The 20398-nt window shown below is 38.8% G+C and carries 31 protein-coding genes and 2 pseudogenes; 13 read left to right on the top strand and 20 right to left on the bottom strand.

The window, feature by feature from the left end; translation table 11 throughout:
* Positions 1–2 precede the first annotated feature (2 nt).
* The 17 genes from F4W09_RS14890 to F4W09_RS14810 all read right to left on the bottom strand — a co-directional run bounded on the left by F4W09_RS14890 (position 3) and on the right by F4W09_RS14810 (position 11957).
* Entirely contained in the window at positions 3–434 is a 432-nt protein-coding gene (locus F4W09_RS14890; RefSeq protein ID WP_151505228.1) for a hypothetical protein, read from the bottom strand.
* Entirely contained in the window at positions 435–1640 is a 1206-nt protein-coding gene (locus F4W09_RS14885; protein ID WP_151505227.1) for a phage head morphogenesis protein, read from the bottom strand. It lies immediately after the preceding gene.
* A complete protein-coding gene (locus F4W09_RS14880; protein WP_151505226.1) occupies positions 1637–3097 on the bottom strand; it encodes a phage portal protein family protein in 1461 nt (486 codons plus the stop codon). The genes F4W09_RS14885 and F4W09_RS14880 overlap by 4 nt, the downstream gene beginning before the upstream one ends.
* A gap of 11 nt (positions 3098–3108) precedes the next feature.
* A complete protein-coding gene (gene terL / locus F4W09_RS14875) occupies positions 3109–4515 on the bottom strand; it encodes a phage terminase large subunit (RefSeq protein WP_151505225.1) in 1407 nt (468 codons plus the stop codon).
* Positions 4505–4969: a DUF2280 domain-containing protein gene (locus tag F4W09_RS14870; protein WP_151505224.1), complete on the bottom strand. Its 465-nt coding sequence runs from the start codon at positions 4967–4969 to the stop codon at positions 4505–4507. Before F4W09_RS14870 ends, terL begins: the two co-directional genes overlap by 11 nt.
* 58 nt (positions 4970–5027) lie before the next feature.
* Positions 5028–5669, bottom strand: a complete 642-nt coding sequence (locus tag F4W09_RS14865) for a putative metallopeptidase (RefSeq protein WP_151505223.1) — start codon at positions 5667–5669, stop codon at positions 5028–5030.
* Complete coding sequence (locus tag F4W09_RS14860; RefSeq protein WP_151505222.1) at positions 5629–6105, bottom strand: hypothetical protein; 477 nt, start codon at positions 6103–6105, stop codon at positions 5629–5631. Before F4W09_RS14860 ends, F4W09_RS14865 begins: the two co-directional genes overlap by 41 nt.
* 47 nt (positions 6106–6152) lie before the next feature.
* On the bottom strand, positions 6153–6908 hold the full coding sequence (locus F4W09_RS14855) for a hypothetical protein (RefSeq protein WP_151505221.1): 756 nt from the start codon (positions 6906–6908) through the stop codon (positions 6153–6155).
* A 315-nt stretch (positions 6909–7223) separates the two neighbouring features.
* Positions 7224–7823: a hypothetical protein gene (locus tag F4W09_RS14850; protein WP_151505220.1), complete on the bottom strand. Its 600-nt coding sequence runs from the start codon at positions 7821–7823 to the stop codon at positions 7224–7226.
* 155 nt (positions 7824–7978) lie between these two features.
* Complete coding sequence (locus F4W09_RS14845; RefSeq protein WP_244948582.1) at positions 7979–8737, bottom strand: hypothetical protein; 759 nt, start codon at positions 8735–8737, stop codon at positions 7979–7981.
* Between the two features lie 50 nt (positions 8738–8787).
* A complete protein-coding gene (locus F4W09_RS14840; protein WP_151505218.1) occupies positions 8788–9186 on the bottom strand; it encodes an antiterminator Q family protein in 399 nt (132 codons plus the stop codon).
* Positions 9187–9195: 9 nt separating this feature from the next.
* Positions 9196–9609, bottom strand: coding sequence for a DUF1064 domain-containing protein (locus F4W09_RS14835; RefSeq protein ID WP_151505217.1), 414 nt, complete (start codon positions 9607–9609; stop codon positions 9196–9198).
* On the bottom strand, positions 9606–10559 hold the full coding sequence (locus tag F4W09_RS14830) for a helix-turn-helix domain-containing protein (protein WP_151505216.1): 954 nt from the start codon (positions 10557–10559) through the stop codon (positions 9606–9608). The genes F4W09_RS14835 and F4W09_RS14830 overlap by 4 nt, the downstream gene beginning before the upstream one ends.
* Positions 10556–10864 (bottom strand): hypothetical protein, encoded by a 309-nt coding sequence (locus F4W09_RS14825; RefSeq protein ID WP_151505215.1) that lies wholly within the window; start codon positions 10862–10864, stop codon positions 10556–10558. Before F4W09_RS14825 ends, F4W09_RS14830 begins: the two co-directional genes overlap by 4 nt.
* Positions 10861–11121, bottom strand: coding sequence for a hypothetical protein (locus F4W09_RS14820; protein ID WP_151505214.1), 261 nt, complete (start codon positions 11119–11121; stop codon positions 10861–10863). Before F4W09_RS14820 ends, F4W09_RS14825 begins: the two co-directional genes overlap by 4 nt.
* 47 nt (positions 11122–11168) lie before the next feature.
* On the bottom strand, positions 11169–11669 hold the full coding sequence (locus tag F4W09_RS14815; RefSeq protein WP_151505213.1) for a phage regulatory CII family protein: 501 nt from the start codon (positions 11667–11669) through the stop codon (positions 11169–11171).
* 57 nt (positions 11670–11726) lie between these two features.
* Complete coding sequence (locus F4W09_RS14810) at positions 11727–11957, bottom strand: Cro/CI family transcriptional regulator (RefSeq protein WP_151505212.1); 231 nt, start codon at positions 11955–11957, stop codon at positions 11727–11729.
* A gap of 125 nt (positions 11958–12082) precedes the next feature.
* On the opposite strand from F4W09_RS14810, the gene F4W09_RS14805 reads away from it, so the two are divergent.
* The 4 genes from F4W09_RS14805 (at position 12083) to F4W09_RS17170 (ending at position 14117) form a co-directional block, all read left to right on the top strand.
* A complete protein-coding gene (locus F4W09_RS14805; RefSeq protein ID WP_151505211.1) occupies positions 12083–12772 on the top strand; it encodes a LexA family protein in 690 nt (229 codons plus the stop codon).
* A 77-nt stretch (positions 12773–12849) separates the two neighbouring features.
* Positions 12850–13374, top strand: coding sequence for an SPFH domain-containing protein (locus F4W09_RS14800; protein ID WP_151505210.1), 525 nt, complete (start codon positions 12850–12852; stop codon positions 13372–13374).
* 116 nt (positions 13375–13490) lie between these two features.
* On the top strand, positions 13491–13829 hold the full coding sequence (locus F4W09_RS14795) for a hypothetical protein (RefSeq protein ID WP_244948581.1): 339 nt from the start codon (positions 13491–13493) through the stop codon (positions 13827–13829).
* A gap of 114 nt (positions 13830–13943) precedes the next feature.
* The gene (locus tag F4W09_RS17170) at positions 13944–14117 is read left to right on the top strand and encodes a hypothetical protein (protein WP_171492446.1); all 174 of its coding nucleotides are present in this window, start codon (positions 13944–13946) and stop codon (positions 14115–14117) included.
* Here the strand turns inward: F4W09_RS17170 and F4W09_RS14790 are convergent.
* Complete coding sequence (locus F4W09_RS14790) at positions 14114–14293, bottom strand: hypothetical protein (RefSeq protein ID WP_151505209.1); 180 nt, start codon at positions 14291–14293, stop codon at positions 14114–14116. The genes F4W09_RS17170 and F4W09_RS14790 overlap by 4 nt on opposite strands.
* 217 nt (positions 14294–14510) lie before the next feature.
* Between F4W09_RS14790 and F4W09_RS14785 the strand changes: the two genes are divergently transcribed.
* Genes F4W09_RS14785 through F4W09_RS14750 form a run of 9 tightly spaced genes read left to right on the top strand, consistent with a single transcriptional unit; the run spans position 14511 to position 19316 of the window.
* Complete coding sequence (locus F4W09_RS14785; RefSeq protein ID WP_151505208.1) at positions 14511–14741, top strand: hypothetical protein; 231 nt, start codon at positions 14511–14513, stop codon at positions 14739–14741.
* Positions 14738–15028 (top strand): hypothetical protein, encoded by a 291-nt coding sequence (locus F4W09_RS14780; protein WP_151505207.1) that lies wholly within the window; start codon positions 14738–14740, stop codon positions 15026–15028. Before F4W09_RS14785 ends, F4W09_RS14780 begins: the two co-directional genes overlap by 4 nt.
* A gap of 12 nt (positions 15029–15040) precedes the next feature.
* A complete protein-coding gene (locus tag F4W09_RS14775) occupies positions 15041–15796 on the top strand; it encodes an ERF family protein (RefSeq protein WP_151505206.1) in 756 nt (251 codons plus the stop codon).
* 20 nt (positions 15797–15816) lie between these two features.
* Complete coding sequence (locus F4W09_RS14770; protein ID WP_151505205.1) at positions 15817–16992, top strand: hypothetical protein; 1176 nt, start codon at positions 15817–15819, stop codon at positions 16990–16992.
* Positions 16989–17135: a hypothetical protein gene (locus tag F4W09_RS17165; RefSeq protein WP_171492445.1), complete on the top strand. Its 147-nt coding sequence runs from the start codon at positions 16989–16991 to the stop codon at positions 17133–17135. The genes F4W09_RS14770 and F4W09_RS17165 overlap by 4 nt, the downstream gene beginning before the upstream one ends.
* A complete protein-coding gene (locus F4W09_RS14765; protein WP_151505204.1) occupies positions 17132–17374 on the top strand; it encodes a hypothetical protein in 243 nt (80 codons plus the stop codon). The genes F4W09_RS17165 and F4W09_RS14765 overlap by 4 nt, the downstream gene beginning before the upstream one ends.
* Positions 17375–17377: 3 nt before the next feature.
* Entirely contained in the window at positions 17378–17989 is a 612-nt protein-coding gene (locus tag F4W09_RS14760; protein ID WP_151505203.1) for an HNH endonuclease signature motif containing protein, read from the top strand.
* Complete coding sequence (locus tag F4W09_RS14755) at positions 17977–18183, top strand: hypothetical protein (RefSeq protein WP_151505202.1); 207 nt, start codon at positions 17977–17979, stop codon at positions 18181–18183. Before F4W09_RS14760 ends, F4W09_RS14755 begins: the two co-directional genes overlap by 13 nt.
* Before the next feature lie 2 nt (positions 18184–18185).
* On the top strand, positions 18186–19316 hold the full coding sequence (locus tag F4W09_RS14750) for a phage integrase Arm DNA-binding domain-containing protein (protein ID WP_151505201.1): 1131 nt from the start codon (positions 18186–18188) through the stop codon (positions 19314–19316).
* A 137-nt stretch (positions 19317–19453) separates the two neighbouring features.
* Here the strand turns inward: F4W09_RS14750 and F4W09_RS14745 are convergent.
* Positions 19454–19588 (bottom strand): annotated as a pseudogene (locus tag F4W09_RS14745) (uracil-DNA glycosylase family protein); the annotation flags it as partial.
* A 201-nt stretch (positions 19589–19789) separates the two neighbouring features.
* A pseudogene (locus F4W09_RS17440) lies at positions 19790–19932 on the bottom strand (transcriptional regulator); the annotation flags it as partial.
* Positions 19933–20398: the final 466 nt, after the last annotated feature.

The raw sequence follows: 20398 nt of genomic DNA, 5'->3' as shown, positions 1-20398 counted from the left end.
TTTTAAATGCTTCGAATTAACGCTAGCAACTTATCTTCAGTTTCTTTGGTGTGATCGTAAAATGTTGAGTTTTCATTTTTAAGAGCTGATGTCAGCGTATCGATAATTCGCAATTTTTCTTCAAGTGAATAATTTTTTTTAATGCTCGTAGTTAAAGCTCCACCATCCGCTGACACATTACTGCCGTTCGGCACTAAGCTTAATGGTTGGTTATAGTTCGACATATCGGAGCTTTGATTCAAGGCGTTTGAACCAAAATTGCAACCCAATGGATGGCATCCATCTTTATCAACCTTTAGACCACCAGTGAGAAGCATGCGCAAATTAAATCGGTCTTCTTTTGAATCAGCAACGATTGAAACAATGTTCATCCCCGTTAAGCTCATGCCATCTTTATATAAGACGCTCATTCCATTTTTTAAAATCAATTTCATCTAATTCACCAATGCTCTTAACACATAAATCAACTTCCCATCTGAGGGTGCAACTGAAACCACCTCAAACGACAACCCCATCTCAAACAACACGCCTTGCCCTGCATTGAGTTTTTCAAGATCAATACCTAAGCCTTTTGCATTCTCAATTTGAATCACAATGTTTGATTGAACACCTGTAAGCAATAACGGCGAATCCAAGGTGATAACTTTGCCCACTTCAAGCGAAGCAGCATAAGCCAGTGTTGTGGATCCTCTGACCACATCCACGGCGTTTGCAGATACAGCCTGAATCTTAGCCATATCCTCTTTGACCCAACGCTTAAGCACTTCCTCTGCCAATGAGATAGCTGGCTTCTGAACATAAGCAGTTAATGCAGCATCATTACCCTGTACATAATCCACCAGCGTCCTGATCGCACTTGGTCTAAGTGTTGGATCAAGTGGTACTACTGTGTCTGCAATCGTATTGAATAGATCCCGACTGGAATCATTCATTGGAGATAACAGGCTCATCAACTTCTTGCTTGCAGTCCATTCAGCCTGAATCGCTTGCTTCTGCTCGAGTAGATATTGCTTATCTAAGATTGAGTCAGCAATCTTTTGATCGACGACTGATTCCATTTCACCGAATGTCAGTGGACTCGTAGACCAACCCATATCCTCTGCAATTTGTGGTAGATCTTCATCAGAAGTAATACCGAGCTTCTTCGCTTCTTTCTCAGTCAATGCAGTTACGGTGCACCGGCACATGAATCCCCACGGCGGGTAATACAGCAACCAAAACGGATCATCGATGTGTCTGATGATTCGATTCAAAGCCAAATGGCTAGGACGCACTCGCGTATCATCAATCGCTGAGTACATTAAATAAGGTCGTTTCGCCTTATTCTTTTGCTGTTGCTGCCAACGTCCATGACCATAAGCCGTCTGGATGTTTGTACGGAATACATTCTTAAGATAGTACTTACTCAGCACGATCTCATTTTCTTCAATCAACTTCTGAAAGTCGTTGAATGTTCCACCCTCTGCCAAGGTCTTGTTGAGCAATTTAATGACTGTCTCGATCTGCTCAATCCCAGACAGAAAACTCACTGTAGTTGCCAATTGCCGAGTATTGAGATCCATTGAATAGAATTCATCAGGCAATACGATTTTACGAGACTGAGCGAAATGCAGAGCCTCTAAAAAAGTGATTGGTTTCATTTATCCCCACTTGCCGTGACATACCCCAGCACATCAGCTGCATACAATGCCATTTCTAGATTGGCCGTAAATTGGCTCTCATTTGCACCTGGCATCAGCCGCATAAGATTGAATGCCAAAGCCTCAGGCGTCTCGCTTGACTGAATCAGCTCATTCACTTGCTTCTGATCCAGTAAATCAATCGATCGCTGCCCATCGGTAAGCTCTTCAACTTCCTGCTGCTCTGGTGAGAGTTTCTTGGTGCTGGCGGCAAAGCTAAAGGCTCTGTGTGGGAGAGCTTTGAACTGTGACGGTACTGTGATTTGAGGAGCATCCACAACATCACCTTCCTGCAATCCATACTCTCGCATGAAGTACTGATTCGTCAGGTTGGCGCCTGCGTTCTTCAGGTGAGCATCTCGTTCAGCCTGTTCTTTATTAAGTGGCTTTGCTTCTTCACCAATAATGACTTTATGTTCTGGCCAGTTATTCAGCCAACACAACGCGTTAACAACCGCTTGTAATGTTGGGGTGGTGAGTCGAATATCTGACTTCAGTTTGTCAGCGCGAACGTTTTCGTGAACTTTACCTAAAGCATAGCCACTGGTGCCATCAGATTGACTGGTAAGGGTTTGTCCCAATACGATCTTCTGAATTTGTTGTGCGAGCGTTTTATTAAACGTCTCAAAGGCTGATCCAGCAGTACCACTTGCGCCAGTTGTACCTAAAACCTGTACATCATCTTTAGCATCAATTGATAGGACACTCTGAGCATGTGCATTAAGCAGTGCCTGATTCATATCATCAATTTCTGAATCTTCGCATTTACCAAGAAGAATTGGTGTGCCAAAACGCTCCAGAAATTTAGCCCAAAACTTGAACCCATTTTGCTTAAAGAAAAACACCCAATAAAGTGTAGCTAATAATGCTTTGCCATAGGGTTGTTCATAAGAAGCTTTGCGGCGAGTAAGGAAAAATTTAAAAATTTTATCAACCTCTAACTCCTGAGAACTACCCTCTTTTCGTAGAAGTAAGCGACCATCATTCTTAGGCTCAAACCATTGCATTGGCTTTTCACCAATCCATTGCAGCCCGATATAACCTTCTTCCTTTAACTCATACACAGCTTCTTGAACGGAGTAACCAAAGAACAATGCATTCAATGCACCAGATGCAATTTCAAAGTACCACTCATCCAACTGTTGTTTTAAGTGAACAGCCTCTGGCGTATCACTTGGCTCAATTCGATATGGCGTAGCCAATAATGCATCAATCCGTGTCTCTACAGCTTGTGCAATTTCATCATCATCAAGAAGCACTCGCAATCTATGACGAGTAATACCCGCCTTACGAAGCACTTCATCATTATCTGGTTGTCTGCCAAAATGTGAAAAGAAGTTTGAAATAGCTTCTTGAGTGTAAAGTTTACCGCGTGACAAAGACTTCTTTGACGCTTTGTCTTTTTTAGGCTTTGCCATGTGATTTCCTTTTAATATGTACGACTACCTGCACCTGCAGGTTTTTTACCAATTCTTGCTTCATTCAAATCATTGAAAGCATCACTGCAACCATCCACTTGGTCGTCATGAGTACCATTTGGAAAGTTTCGTAATTCTTCAATGAGTGCTTTATTCCAGTCACCGCTAAGCATCTTCACATTGCCTATGTTGACCTGTGCTGCAAATGGCTGTGCCCTGGTAATCTTGTCACCTGATACCGTTTCAGCTTTGACGTTAAATCCGCTGAGCTTTGTAATGAAGTTTTTAGCTTGAGCTTTACCCGCTTGACCAGGATCTTGAGGAAGTCTGATGCCTACTGATCGACCATCCATTTTTGCTGTCTGAATGATCGTATTCTCAACACCATCTGGTCCCCATCGTCCACGAACCATATCCACAATGTAGATGATGTTGTCTTTGGTCTTGAGCATTCTTGGTCCTGCTGTCCAATCCCCTTCATTCTCAGATGCAGCAAGGTCCCATGCCCGAACCTCTTTAATGAACTCCGCAGGAAGGGCTTCTACAATTTCAATTCTGTCGGGCTTAAAAAAACCGCCTGCAGGCGGTGATGGTAATTGTCGATACTGACCAGAGAATACATACGGCGCTGCATCCTCCATGACCTTTAATCGCTCAATGCTATGCTTTTCAGGCCATAATGCCGAGCCATCAGGTTGAATTGCAGGTAGACACAAATGCTCCCATTCTTCACCGTTTCCACCATCAAGTAACCAACCTGCTAAGTCCTGCTCATGCAGACGCTGCATAATTACGATGATCGGGGTATCTGGAGAGTTGGTTCTAGACTCTAATGTGTTTTGAAACCATTCAATTACATTGCCCCGAATTGTGTCTGAGCTTGCTTCACTGGCTTTATGTGGATCATCGATGATAATCGCACCACCAAACTCTTTTCGAATCTTCCCCGCACCAAAACCCGTAATTGTACCGCCTGTCCCCTGTGCATAGCAGACACCACCAGCAACAGTTCTCCAGTCATCCTTTGCTTTACTGTCGTCTCTAAGCTCAAAGTCTGGAAACACTCGCTTAAAAGCTGTTTCTTGAACCAAATTTCGCGTCTGAAATGCATTGTTTGCTGCCAGCGTTGCTGAGTAGCTGATATGAATAAACTCGCAATCAGGCACTTTGCCAAAACACCAGGCCATAAAATTAATTACAGCCAATTCAGTCTTGGAGTATCGCGGAGGTATGTTGATGATTAACCGTTTTGTCTCACCTCGAAACACCTTCATTAGAGCATCACAAACGACTCGATGGTGCCAGTTGTGCATCCACTTGTATTTACGGCGCTCCTTGAACATGTATCGAGAAAAGAAGTACAAATCTTCTTGAGCTTCAATGCGTATTGCAAGTTCACGTGCTGGGTCAGTACTCATCTAAAACCTGCTCCCTTGCTTTAAGGTAGCTTTCTGTTGATATGCTGGAATTTACAGTCTCGATTGGTTTGCCATCTTTGCCTGTAATTTCCTGCTTGGTCACACGACCATCTGTCTCTTGAAAGGCTTGTTTCAGCAAGTTTTGTTTTGCTCGTTTATTTTTTCCAGAATCTTCATACATTTTCTGGAGCTCATTCAAACGAAATGCTTTATTCGCAATAGCAATATCTTCAATATTATTACGGAAATCTTTGCGTGTACGCTCAAACAAATCTTTCAACTTCTTACTAAGATTGCGACCCGCAACTTTCGTTGGATCGTATAAAGCTACCTGCTGCCTTGTGATTTCAATCTTATATTCTTGCTTTACAGCTTCTACTACTTGTTGAGGGGTTTCAAAGCATGCAAGAGACTGAACTATAAACATTTTTACAGGCTCTTTTAGTGCCGCCATAAACACCCCTTTGTATAGCTACGTATAGCAAGATAGGCAAAAAAAAGAGCCATAAGGCTCAATTAATTAAACAAGTCCCACAACACGCTGCAATATTCTTCTCTGATACAAACGGCGCTTGTTTAGCAACCTCAACAAGCCTTTGGACGTTCTCGTTTGCTCCCCAGCGTTTGACCACACCAATGAACTCTTCCACATCATGGCCAGCCAAATAATGCTTGGGTAATCCAGTATGGTCGCTATAGATAATTTCACCATCTTCGTCACGCTCGACACCGATATGGTAAAGCTCATGCTCGATCAATGCGCAGAAGTCACGGTCATTCGAGTTTTCACAAAAGCTCGCATCTATAGTGATTAGATAGACAGGCACATAACCAAACCAATCTCGCATTTGTTGTTCCTGGCGTGCTTTCTTCCATCCACCTTGGTTAAACATTACTTTTTCACATTGGCCCAACACCATGCGCTTTTTAGCCATGCATGCAGATGATGCCCAAGTAAAAGCTAGGAAGGTTTCATCATCATGAAGCAGCTCAGCAATATGGTCATGGTCTGGATTGTGAAGTTCACCACCAAGCGTTAAGAAATTTTTAATCACCCAGTCTTTTAACTCAACGGCGGGTGCCAAGCGTATTGCTTCTTCTTCCTCCGCCTGATCAATCAGATCCGTTGGCGGGAATGGTCTGATTTGGTCCATTGAATGATTCTCTCTTTAAGTTTTTGAGCCATTGAGATGCAAATTTAGCTTCTATCTGTAATGGGCCAAATTCATCAATCTTATATCTATTGGCAGACTCTAATCGAACAACGGTAAAACCCATATCGGCAGCATGATCATATCGATCCATGCTCCAAGCTTTATTCGCTAATTTTCCACGGCGCCCGCCTGACCAAGGACCACCAGATATTTCAACTAAGATTCGATGCTCAATTAAATGAAAATCAAACCGCCAGTGCTTAGTGGATTTGAAATGAAATTTCTTTTCATACTTGATACCTAAGGCATCTAAGGCCTGCTGAAATTCTTCTTCTGCTTCCAGATATGTATCTTTGGCCTTAGGCAATGGTTTAGACCTTGGCTTGGTTTTGGGTGGGCGCTTTTTGGTTTTCCAAAAGTAGTCTTTTTCGTTCATAAATTACGCCCAATAAAAAAAACCACCCGAAGGTGGTTTGATTAATCTTAAAAACTATCCAATTGCTCAGAAGTTTTACTCAATCTAAACTCAATCATATTTTTCTTGCATTGTTGAACCCTACTGAAAAATTGCATATAAGCCGAACCCTCCCAATCAATAGCAATTTTATGTGCAAAGCAATTTTCAATGTATTCACTTCTTATCCAATCATCCATAAAATTAAGATCATCAATAATCTTAATTTCAAGCTCTGACTGTTTATTCAGAAGCAATAAAAGTTTAAATTTTAGTATTGAGATGCCCTGAAGCTTTAGATCAATTGCGTCTAATGTCTGTACATGGTTTTCCCATTGTTTATCAATGTCTCCTAACGCCAATTCATCGCGCATTACATAGCTATTTATTAATTTTATAAAAGAGTAAACTTCGCCCAGATACCCGGAGCTCAGGTTATCAAAACTTTGAACCCACTCATGCATGTACCTAAAATTCAATTCTTTATGTTGTATTTCTCTTTGACTTTGAATTAAATCAAGATTCATCTGAAAAGTTTTTTCTGTATTATCTCTTGCTGCATCAATACTTGTTAAAATTTGCTGAACAGTTATCTCAAACGACTTACTGGTAAGATCAAAGCTTTTTTTCCCATACCACCAAGCAAGAAATACCCCTATTAGGGCAAGTATTACACCCATAAATGCAGCTAATGCGAAAGAATAAATGGCGGTAGTATCTGTAGAGGCAAATAAATATCTTGTATTTTCGCTTGTTTGAACAATTTTCTGAGGGAGTGTGCTCATATCATTACTATTGAATATTAATTAAATAAAATTAATCCATTGTAATTTAAATATTTAATATTAAAAATATAAAACCCCGCCAATAATGCATATTTAGCGGGGTCTTATGTGCCGTAATACGTTCGGCTAGTCTTTAACTTCTTTCAAACAATTTCGGCACACTTTGATTTCTTCATCGTCAATCGTGTAATCAATCTCTGTCGCACCGTGTAACCCAAACAAACACATCAATAATCGAAGCATGGTCTTTCTCCAAGCAACAAAAAAGCCCCCATAAGGAGACTTTCAGTTAAAAACTGGCGTTTATTTATTCATTCATCCAAGTCCAGCCATAGCAGCCAACTTCACAACTGAATCAAGAGCAGCAACTGCTGAAGGCAATAAAGATAGGTAAGCGCCTAATTTATCTTTATTAGGGCTGCCTGTTTCAACTTCTTCAGTAATTTTTGTGATTGCTTTTGCAACCAATGCGCTATCTATTGGATCAAGTTCTAAATCGAGAATATCCGACTTAACTTGACTTAAAGCTTCTTTGTATTCAGATGAAGAATAAGTATTTGTCGAGTTATCTACACTTTGCTGATAAACGCGAGCATTACCTGAAGCATGAATGTTGTTTACTGTAGATGATGTTCTTGGATCAGGAATAGCATTTATATTTACAACCTTCATCTGATAATGCGCGGGAATCCCATGGAAAGCATTGTAATAATTAGGCTCTAAAACTTTATATCGCTCAATAACACCATTTTGAATTTTACGCTCAACAAAATACCCAATTTCAACTGGAAAATCAGCATTCAAAGTGTGTACAGCTTTACCACCCTGCACACTTGATTTAACACCCTCTTTAATTATATTCCCATTCCGATCATAGATTGACACCAAATCAGTCATTAACTCTGCAAAAGGCATTGTTTTTCCTTATTATATGAAATGAATAATTATTATACATAAAAACAAAAAAGCCCACCTTTCGATGAGCTTTTAAATCAACCAAGTGCGCTATTTACACTTCGGTCACTTATAACACAAATATGCCATGTTGCTGCGCGCAATTCAATAGGTATTTAATCAATTGTTAGCTTAGTTTGAAGTTTTTTATCAAGTTCGATATCCGTCTTCGCTCCTAATTCCTTGCGAAGCAAATGAACTATTAAATTAGCATTAGTATTTGATTCATTTATTAATGTCGTTAACAATGGTTTAATTGATGCAGATTTAGTTTTTATATCATCTGCAATTTCACTCATATTCTTTATATATTCATCACTTTCTTCAAGTTTTTCATCAAAATATTTATTAATACGAGGTATACGATCTTCTCCATCGCCGTGAATCTTTATTCTTTCCATTTCCATAGCAGCATTGTTAAAAAGCTCCATGGCTCTACTATGTCTATTGAATAAATTATCAATCTCTCCTTTTCTAGCAATCAAAGGATTAATCTCAGCACGTAATTCTTGTATTTTTTCAGCAAACTGTTCTAGAAAATTCAGTATTTTTTCTTTTGTTTTCGTTTCGCAGATAAAAGCTGTCTTGTCGACAGATTTACTAAAATTCAAGATTAGAGTTTGTTGAGTTTCCCAATGCTTTTCAAGGTCAGATAAGAGTAGTTGAAACCCAGTTATCATTAATGAATATGATTCAACTAATTCTAAATAAACATCTCTTCTAGTCTCGGCTAATCTTGCTACCTTTTGGAGATGCAATGAAGTTAACCAAGAAGCAAAAACACCAACCCCTAAAGCAAGCCCTCCATAAATTGCAGCTATTTTAGTTGCACTAGCCTGTATTTCTGCTGCATGAATTGTTGCTGCAATAGCCATAAGCTCATGTTCCACTTATTTTTCTCATAATGCATTTAATGCTGTTTATCTTACACGCATTCACAAAGAACATCTAAACGACTATCCAACCAAGTCTCCGCTGCCAACAGATACTTATCAATGTTACGTCGATCCACCTTTGTTTGACTCGCCAAAACAGCAACTGGATAACCTTTTAAGTAATAGAACTCAATCCACTGAAACAAATCAGGACGCGAAAACTTTAACTGAGTAACCAGATGATCAATAGCAATCAAAGCATCATCATCCAACACAATCTTTACACCTGAACTTTTCTGCCCCTCTTTTAAGCGCATCAACCCCAATGACGGCGATTGATAGCTCAACTCACTTGGATTGTAGTGTGCATTTCTCGCCCATTTCCCCCATTGCTCAAGTTCATTCTGCATCATTCGTAGTGTTGGCTTAATTTCCGTAACCGCATTCATGCTCTATCCTCAAACTTCTCTTACGTCTATGTTGTGCACTGTTTTCATCAAGTGTTTCTTGTTGCGATAACTCGCTAATTTTCTTGTCGCTACCGATTTCACATCCTCCACTACAAACTCTCCAGTACTGCGGTAATACGTGAAATCAGCAAAGTATCTCAAAGCTGGTTTTGCTCGTTTCTCTCCTTCAATTTTGGTTTTAGGTGCCAATTCAAATTTGGTGTGGTGCTTTAGATCTCGGATCTCACCACGTTGCTGCATTGCCTTAAGTTCGATATACCGTCGATGCTCCTTTTTGCTGTCAAAGGTCATTCCATCTAGTTCAACCTTTTCTGCTTTAAACTTGTTGCCTTTGCTCTTTCCCTTCGGTTGCTTAGGCTGTGGAAACATTTCGCGGTAATGGGCAATGCTGATTGAACTCATGCCACCTCCTTCAAGTTGCCACTGAAACCAACCTGTTTCAGGTAGGACTCCCATTTTTTGGCTTGGGTTGGATCTTCGAGTTTTACGGCGATGCGTGCTGCGAGTTTTTCAAAGGACTCACCTGGTTCGCTGTACTTGCTTGAAAATTCAGGATGGTGAGCGAGTTTCTGTGCGAAAGTGGCTATCTGTTTTTCAGTCAGGTGTTTTGGGTTATTGGCTGTAGGTGTTTTACTGTATCCCGCTTTGGTCTCTTGGGAGTACTTGCTTCGATATGCGTTCAGCAACCAATCGGCAAAGTGAAAGTTCATGAGTTCATCGCAAAGGGATTTGTCTTGGTTGTAAATCTCGAATGCGCGTTTTTCCCGTTCCGCCCATTTCGCTGTCAGGATGGTTTTTGGATCGATGCTGTCATCGGCCAAAGAAATTTCTTCTCGAAGTTTTTTGAAGCAAAGCCAATCTTTTTTATTTTTAGATTCATCTGGAAGATTCTTTGGTAGATTCCGTGTCCCATTGTTGGGACTGTTAGGTGGGATTGTTGGGACTGTTTCAAGGGAACAATGGAACTGTTCCGTTGTTGGTACTGTTCCGTTATTGGGACTGTTTAAATCGGGGCTTTCCTGATTAAAGTGTTCCGTTGTTGGTACTGTTTTATTTTCTCGTCCAGAAACACCACACAAGCGGTATACCTTAACTTGTTTGGTTGCTCCTTTACGCTCCCCTGTATCTTGAATTAAGCCATCTTCAATAAGTTCAGCAATAATCTTCAATACGGTTTTACGGTCAAGTGTGGTGTCGTCTTTTAAACGGTTAACACTTGGGTAGCAGGTGTGGTCTTCTCCAGCACGATCAGCAAGTGACAAAAGCACCAATCGTTTTAGTGGTTTTAAGCTACCATTTTTGCGATCAGGAAATTGAACACCCCATGCCCATTTGGTTGCATCTAGGCTCACGCTTCACCTTCCTTTTCAATAATCTGTATAAACCGACCAAACATCATGATTCGCTCGGCACGTAACAGGCTTGCAATGATCTCTCCTGCATACCAAGCCGAGATTCGATGTTCGGTCATCAGCATTTCTATTAATTCATCACGCATAACCGCTGCATTGGATTCGTCTCGGTTAATTTTGCGTAAGTTGGCTTTTCGGATCTCTAGCAAACCCTCTAATGTGCGAAGTGCTGGCTCATACCATGACTGGACGCCCTGAACATGTTTATGCTCAGGCTGTTTTTTCAGTACCTTGTTGGTAATCATGGAACCTCCGCTATTGAGTGTTCAGCTTCAGTTAGACGGCGTTTTGTCATAAGTTCCGTGGTTGAAGCACTACGGACAAATCTTTTATTTATTGTCAAAACCCCCATGCCGATAAAAACATCCACTGTGTTTTCATAAACCTCTGTCACGTGGTAAAGCGCATCAAAATCAAGTGGAATACCCTCAAGTACAACGACATCCCCGATTAAAAAATCTTCATTGTGCTCAATTACTTGTTGTGCTAAATTTGTTTGCATATATTCACTCCGCAAGTGTCGAATATCTAAAAGCCTGATCTAGACCATCAGGCTTTTTCTTTTTCAAAATTTGCTGTGTATTTCTTCATTTGTTTAAGTGCTGCTTGATCAACAGCAGCAATCAGCTCTGTTAAACCTTGAGTAAGTTGATGGATCTCTTCGTACTCAGCAGGTGTAATCACCCCATCTTCATAAGCCTCATACACAACATGGTTAGCTTTTCCGCTCTTAATGTTGTGTTGCATCATTGCTTCAAAAATTGATAACTCATGATGCTTGCATGGATCGCAGTTCACTGGAACCAAGGCGTAGCCCAATTGATGTGCCCATACTTTTAGAAGTTCAGGGCTTTGCGTGAACATCATGATGGTTTCGAGTTTCTTAAGACTCGGTAAGTGATTTGGCATTCTTACATTGCCGTAGTTGCAAATTGTGTTATGCGAGTCACCAGTAACCTGTGCAATTTCTTTTGGTGAAATGCCTTTAGTCTGGTTAATCATTTTAAAAAGTGCTGTTTGTGCTTCACTGCTTAGTGATATTTCTTGCATTGTGAAATCCTTGTTTTATTTCACGTTTATTTAAAAGATTGACCGAAACATAATTGGTTATGCGGTGAGTTGTTTAAATTCATTCAATGATGGGCAAAGCTCGACTGCTTTAAATTTTCCATTGGTTGCAGCTTGAGCTCGCATAGCTACGATTCCAGACATATTTTTTGTACCGCGAACCCAGCCAGAAACTGCAGGTTGCTTTACACCAAGGGCTGTAGCTGTGTTTTCTTGACCACCAAAGTGATTAACAAGTTTCTGGAAAATATTGTTTGTGTTTTCGCTCATAGTTATATCCTCAAACGATATAACCAATATTATAACTATAGTTATTTATAGTCAATAACTATAGTTATTTGCACTTATATAACTAAGGTTATATATTTGTTATCAAGATTTCGGGGTTGTGAAAGATGGAATTAAAAGACAGGCTCAAGCAGTCAAGAAAGCGTGCAGGGAAAACTCAAGCAGAAGTTGCGGAAGCTGTGAAAATGTCTCAGCCTGCTTATCAAGCTTTAGAGTCTGGGCGCAATCAGAAATCATCCTTCCTTCCAATGATTGCAAGTTTTTTAAATGTGGATGTGCTCTGGTTGACAACTGGCAATGGAACAGAAGATACAAAACCAAGTGATAAACCAGACAATATTCAGCTAGAAAGTAATGTTTCTATTCTCGACGCTCCCTTACAAGCTATCCCTTTACTTGATTATGTTCAGGCTGGACTCTTTCATGAGGTTGGTTACGATGGCTTAAATCCGTTAGGGACTAGCTGGACAACATATAAGAGTGCGCGTCCTGAATGCGTATTTTCTCTAAAGGTAGAAGGTTCGAGCATGTCTCCGGAATTTCAACCGGGTGATGAAATTGTGGTAGATGGTTCACTTGAAGCAAAACCAGGTGCCCTTGTGATTGCTCAAGAAATAAAGCATGGCGAAGCAAGAACAACTTTTAAAAAGTATCGTGTGATTGGGATTAATGAGTTTGGGGTTGATATTATTGAACTTGTTCCATTGAATCCAGACTTCCCAACGCTTAACTCGAATCAGATAGATATATCAATAATTGGCGTTGTTGTGGCTCACAATAGGAAATTTAAATACTGAAGATGCAAAAATTTCAAATTTATGGGTCGTGAATTTTGGCGAGCTGGTTAATTACATAGATATAGAGGGTTTCAACTGTGAAGTACGCTTTGCTTGGATTAATTCTTGTTGTGGTAATCGCATTCTACGCTATGAGTCAGAGTAACAAGTCTGATGCAGAGCGATTAAAGCAAGCTGAGATCGCTCATCAACAAAAGCTTGAGCAAGACAAGATTAATGAGGAAAGATTGGCTGCGGAGTCTAAGCAACGCTTACTTGAAGCTGAAAAGATTAAAACAATAAAGGCTGAACAAGAGAAAATTAAAAGTGAGGCTCAAGCCAAAGAGTATGTTCAAAAAGCCGAAGCAGAAAAAGCTGCCGTGATTAAAAAGGCAGAAGATGGGGTGAGAGCGAGATTGATTGACCCTGATTCCGCAAAATTCAGAAACCAGAACGGCAACTGCGGCGAAGTAAACGCAAAAAATAAACTTGGTGGTTATACTGGTTATAGTAGATACATATATGATCCCAAAGAAGATCATGCTGTTGTAGAAAGTGATGCGAGCACTTCAATCATTACACCGGATATCATGAATGCCCTCTGGAGTGGTAGCTGTAGTTAGAATTTTAAGGATTCTAGGTTACCTAAAAAGCTTGGGAATTTTCCATTGTTATGTGTAATTTGACCACCAAAAAATATACTTAAAAATGATAACTTAAAACTTAATTGGCAATCATTATGAAAATAAAAACATACTTAACACTAGCTCTTCTTGCAATCTTGAGTGGATGCTCAAAACAAGAATCCGCTCCTCCAGTGACCGACACTGATACATCTGCAAGATTTGAGAAGTTAGATGCAATTATTAATGGATATTTAGATAAATTAGATGATCCTAAAACTGCTATGACTGAACGTAAACAAATTCTGTGTATTGATTATCCAAATGTTTACAATAAAGAGTATGCTCCTCTTTTGCGTAAACATTTCCCAAACGAATTTACTCAAGCCAAGCTAGATAAAGATTTAAAAATTGCTCTGGACTACTACAAAGGCAAAGACAATATTCAATGTTAGGATTAAGTAATGTGACGTTGATATTATTGAGTTTGTTTTTAGATGCATCAATGAAGTTAAATAAAAACTGCGAACCCTACGCAGCTCCTTAGAACAGATCGGGTGGAGATAAATATGGCTACAATTGAAGAAAAGCGTTTAGCGATCGAGTTAGCAGAAAAGATAATTCAAACTCGTATCAGCTCGAAAAACCCAGCTTACTACAAAGAAAACTCCAAATCTGGAGACACTCAATACTGGAAGGAAACTTATTTAGAATGCTTAGAAATTGTTAAGCAATCAGATTAGTTTGGGTTTTCAGCAAGCTTTCTCGTCAGTTGCTCCCACTCACTCTTGGTGAATTTCTTTTCATGAAAAACGAAAGCTTCCGCAATATTTATGTATTCTTGAATTAGCACATGATCCTGCATGCCTGATGCAATATAGGTTTTATAAAGATCAGCCCTAAACTCAACTATTGTCATATCAAACCCCGCATAAACCCATCCCAGTGATGGGTTTTCTTTTGTCTATTAAATCATAAAAATTATTAAAATTATATTTAAATATAACTATAGGTATATTTTCATTAATTTTCTATTGACTATAAAAATAACTATAGTTATATTTATTTCACCAGATAACAAAAAAGCACACCGACCTCGAAATCAAATGTGCTTTTACTCATAGAGTGAGATAAGTATGAATCAAACATCCAAAACTATCAAGAAGAGTCCTGCGACGACTCCCCTTTATCAACCGCCTACTCCTGAAAACACGGTGCAGTACAAATCATCAGGTCTTGCACCTGCTGCGCTAATCGCAATTGTTATTGGTGCTGCAATCATTTCAGGTTTCACAAGCTGTTCTGCCGATCGTCACCAAACTGCTGCTCAAACTGAACACCTTGTTAAAGCAGGAGTTAAGCCATGAATGCAAACTCTAAAGTGGAAACAATAGAAGTTATCAACTTCGGGAAGTTTAAAGGCACTGCCCTTGTTGATCTTAACCATGGATACGTTAATTGGTTGCTTAGCTTAGACAACCTTGATGAGGCTTTGCGCAAAAGCTTAGAAGCATTGCCATGGGTTCAAGAAGCTAATGAACGTGAACGCGCTTTCCAAAAACGCAAAGCTTTAGCAATTGGCTTGCAGTCTTCACACATCCCGTTACGAGACCGTCGTTCGTATAAAAAACGTATGGGCTGGGTTGGTGCTTAAGGAGTAACGGATATGACAAATACAAATCAACAAAACACAAATGCTGTAGAGCAACCAGTGAATGTATTGCAGCTTATTCAACTTGAACTTAAAGCGCCTAAAAGCAAGCGTAATACTTTTGGTAACTATAACTACCGTAACTGTGAAGATATTCTGGAAGCAGTTAAGCCCCTACTGCAAAAATACAATGCGTCACTGGTCATTACAGACGAAGTTCAGGAAGTTGGACCTGTTGTAGTCGTAACAGCAAAAGTTATCTTTACCGATGCCAATGGCAAAGAAACGATGGTTCAAGCCCATGCAGGTGTAGAGATCAGTAAGAAAGGTATGGACGTTGCTCAAACTTTTGGTGCATCTAGTTCTTATGCACGTAAGTATGCTCTAAATGGCTTATTCCTGATTGATGACACCAAAGACTATGACTCTGATGAATATCATCATCAGGTCAACAATAATGCTCGAAATAACTCGCAGCAGAACAACAACCAGACTCAACAGGCAAACCGTAGTGCTGACAATCAGCAAAGATCTAACCAGCAAAATGGTAATGGCCAACAACAAAAGCCTATTGGTGAACGCTATAACGATGCCCTTGTAGCAATTCGTGATGCGAAAAAACCTCAAACGCTAGATAAAGCAATTAATACTTTTGCCAATACACAATACAACGAAGCGATACGGCGTGCATGCCGCGCTCGGGCAGATCAAATGGGTTGGGATGAAGTTCCTCCTCAACAAAATCAGCAGCAACAAGCACTACGTCATTAATAGTATAGAAGGATAAGAACATGAATATTTTAAATGGTACTGAAGCTTTTGCTGCAATGATGGCCGGTCGAAACATTATGTGTCGCGTAGCAGGTGAACTCATTGAGTTCGATGATTTAGATCAGTTCCCTGCTACTGTTTTTGCTAAACCTGGTTACGAGTTTTGCATCAAGATTGATGAAATTACTATCAATGATTTCACATTCTTAAAACCTTATTCTCTAGACGAGTTAGAAGAAGGACAAGACATATTTCTCATTGGAAATACTGGCAGTATTGTTAAAGGTCAATTCATTCCTGAATATGAAGAATTGGTATTGGCTGTTAAAAATGGTTCTGTGCAACGAGATCTCGCTAATGCTGAATTACAAGCTAAAGCGTTTCAAAGCTTGTTAGGTGTCGAAAATGAATTGGTTATAAAGGTTGTAGATTTTCATACATACATGAAACCAACTGTTAAAACCAAAAAAGCATCCCGTAAAAAGGATGAGACACCATCAGAAAAAGTAGAAACGCTCCAGCATTCAGATGAAATGCCAAGTGATTTCCCAAGTAAAAAAATCGAAACTGACCCATTGAAAATAGTTGAGTCATTCACTTCTCAGATTAATGAGTGTGTAAAAGTTGAATCTGTTTTAGCACTTCGCTACTCATTCTCTGCAAACGGATATCTGGATCGAGAACATATTCACCATCTATTTGCCTTAGTTGAAGCTAAGTTAATTGAATTAGATCCAGAGCAGTATGCTCCAAAAAACGAGATTACTGATTTAAGTGTTGAAGCACTTAAAAAGTTACAACAAGATGCAGAGAATCTAATAAAAGATGGCCAAGGTCATAGTAAGACTAGTGATCAAGATCCCCTTATTTTAAGTGACCTACTTGAGCGCGCTGCAATTGCTAAAACTCCAGCTGAAGCTAATGCACTTATTAAATACACAAGCACCTGGACAGAAGAGCAACGCAAACCATTGATTGATGCAATTCACGTACGCTTGGTTGAGCTTAATCCACCAGTTGAGGACGCATCTTTATCAGTCCGTATTTCGAAAGCTATGGATCTTACTGAATTAGATGCCCTTGAGATTGATGTATCAGCATGCGACCAATTTGTTCAGCCTCAGCTGATGGAATTGGTACACAAACGTCGTGCTGAGTTAGATCCTTTCTTCAACCCATTGGGGAATGCATCATGAAATTCAAATACTCAACAATCACCCGAACACTCACAGTGTTCGGGGCAAAGATGGACCACATTTTCCACAATGTCAGTGTCGGTGAAATTGAAGAACTTGTGATTGATGCGAAGTTTAAAGAAGCGCTTTGGAGAACAAAATGACTAATACTCCTATGGATTTAAATGCTGTCTTATTCGCTCAACTTGATCGCCTAAGCAATCCAGAGTTAAAAGGCAGCGCACTTGAAGCTGAAATCCAAAAAGCTGAAGCGATTGAGAAAATTAGCGAACAAGTCATCAAGAATAACAACATGCGTCTCAATGCCGCAAAGCTTGTAGCCGAATATCGTGGAATTAAGAATGCAGATCCTGCCCTTATTCCACAATCTTTGATTGGGTGAGCTATGCCAAAAGGTACTGCAATTAAATACACCACAGAGCAGTTAGATTTTATTAAATCTAACTGTTTGTTAGGGCGAAGAGAATTAACTCAGAAAGTTAATGAAGTGTTTAATACCACATTCACAGTCGACCAGATCAGCTCTTTGTGTAAACGTAATAAATGGAATACGGGTAGAACTGGTTGTTTTGAAAAGGGTTCAAAACCTTGGAATACAGGTACCAAGGGTATCTGTAAGCCAAACTCAGGAAATTTTAAAGCTGGGCAGATAGCTTGGAACAAGAAGCCAATTGGCTATGAGCGTATTTGCTCAAAGGATGGTTATGTCTTGATTAAAACCGCAGAGCCAAACGTATTTGATTTAAAGCATCGGGTTATTTGGGAAAATACACATGGACCGATTCCTAAGAATCAAGTTCTAGCATTTAAGAACCAGGACAAAACAGATTGCAGATTAGAAAACCTAATTCTGATGAGTAGAGCTGACATGGTTCGTTATAACCAAAGTTATCAGAAGTTGGCCAATCCTGAAAATAATGAATCTTGCCTACTTATGGCCAAGATTAAAAATAGAAAGTATGAACTTATTAAGGAGGTGACTTTATGGCCTGTCTAATTAAAGTCTCGGAATTTATCAAACGAGTATACGGTGGGGATGATGCAACTCCACCAGCTCGCCAGACGATCACCCGTTCATGCCGACGAGGTGAACTGCCTGCCGAACAAAAGGGTAAAATTTGGTATATCGATTGGGAAACTTACCAAAACCAAACTGGAGATGATTTGGTGAATAGGGTATTAAGAGGTTAAAAATGGCACGATCTCGTTATAAAGGTAATAAAGATCTACCTGCCAATCTGTATAGGGATAATGGTAACGCTTGGCGTTATCGACACCCTATAACAGGAAAATATCACAGTATGGGCACTGATAAAAATAAAGCATTTCAAGCAGCAAGGAAATTAAATTCCTTGCTTATTCAGGAAGATGATCTTGTTGTAAAAGTGACAGGAAAAATTATTTCATTTAGAGAGTTTTCTGAAAAATATTTGTCTGAAAAAAGACGAAAAGATGGTCGTCCGATAGCTGAGAATACTAAAAGCAATTATCAGATCCATTTAAATAGACTGTATCGATATTGGGGTGAAAAATCTTTAGATTCTATTACCTTAAAAATGGTTAATGATTATTTAGATGAATTGACTGCATCAAATAGTAAATCGGTCCGAAGTTTATTATGCAATATATTCGATGTCGCAGTTAGTAAAGGTCTATGCCCTGATAATCCTGCAAGAATTACATTACGACGTTATGTACCCAAACAGAGAAAACGGCATACCCTTGAAGGACTGGATATTATAAGAAGGCACTCCCCTTTATGGATGCAAAATGCTATTGATTTATCAATGCTTACCACACAAAGACGTTCTGATATTGTTAAATTAAAATGGGCTGATATTTATGATGGTTATATTCATATTGCTCAACAAAAAACTACAGATGATCCATTAGATGAATTTGAAATAATGGAAGGTGCTGGGTATGTCAGGATTAAAATTGATTCTGAATTACAGAAAGTTTTAGACAGATGTAAATCAGATAATGTCTTAAGCCCTTTCGTTATTCATCAAATACCCAAAAGAAAAACTAAGAATGATAATAAGGAACATTGGACTCAAATATTACCTTTGTACCTATCAGAAGAGTTTTTACGGATAGTTAAATTATCAAATGCCTATCCTAATTTACAAGGAAGACAAATCCCAACGTTTCATGAAATTCGAGCTTTTGCTATTTTTTTACATAAAAAATCTGGTAAAAGTGCTCAGGCTTTAGCTGGACATTCATCAGTGAAAATGACTGAACATTATGAGGCGGGACATGAAATTATTTGGAATGATGTTGATGTCGGAATTACTTTACCATTTGCCAATGTGACATAAACTAGATTCACAATTGGGATTTATAAGTGCTTGTTTTCTATATGTTCTATAAGTCCCAATTGTTCACATTGAGACCCCTATCTTTTACCCACTAAAGACTTTTATTTCAATAACTTGCATCAATAATATGATATAACGTTCTGATAATTCGGATAATAAAAATCCATTTTCCAACGTGTTTTCGGTGGTGGAAAACTGCCCAGCATCAGTAATTTTGCATTTGCTGGTAAAAATGGTTCGAGTGGGTGAGTTTCTATTTTAAATTCAGACATTTAGTTCAATATAAAAAAGAGATTTTTACTCACCAATCTTAGCATAATTGTATGAAATTTATCGAATGAGCTTTTCAGATTTTTGAGTTATAAAAAATCATTCACAATATTTTCACAAAATATTCGAAATATCATTTACAAACATATTTGTTTGATTGATCATTTTGACACGCTAAAATTCTTTAATTTTTTGCTAGTATCAGCTCGACCATCTCCCTTTGGCATCAGTAGGTACTCTTGTTCATAAGCTGAAACTAAGTCACCAAGCTGATGAATAGATGCGACTCATCATCACCAACGGTATCTAAAAGCCCATCTAAAGCTTCAACGAGTGTATTAAACTCGGATCTTATTCCCATCAATAAAGGAATTTATCTAAAATAAAAGCTATTGTTAATAAAAATATGAATGCAAAACATGAAAAATATATTAAATATTGAACATAAAATAATTTAGGGTATTGCTTCAGCATTTTTTCGAACTCCCCTTTATTTATTGAATAATAAAAATCTTTTCCATACAGCTTTTTAAAGTTAACTCCTTTTTTTATATTTAGTGTTTCTCTCCAAAAAATGATAGGTAACACACTAATAAAAAACAATTAAATGGTTCTAGTGGAAGCTTGAAATACCTCTCATCATTAAAAACAATTTTACATATTCCTTTTAAGTTATAGGAAATATAAAAGTATTGAATTAAATAAAGTAATAAGAAAAAGATTAGAAACAAGAAACTGAAAAATATTAAAGGAATCTCTGTAAGTAACCTGAATCGCGGATAAGAAATTGACTTGAAAAAGAGAAGGACTAG

It is taken from the genome of Acinetobacter tandoii, assembly GCF_008867985.1.
Classification (GTDB): domain Bacteria; phylum Pseudomonadota; class Gammaproteobacteria; order Pseudomonadales; family Moraxellaceae; genus Acinetobacter; species Acinetobacter tandoii.
Note: the sequence above shows the minus strand (reverse complement) of the source record. Positions and strands in the feature narration are given on the sequence as shown.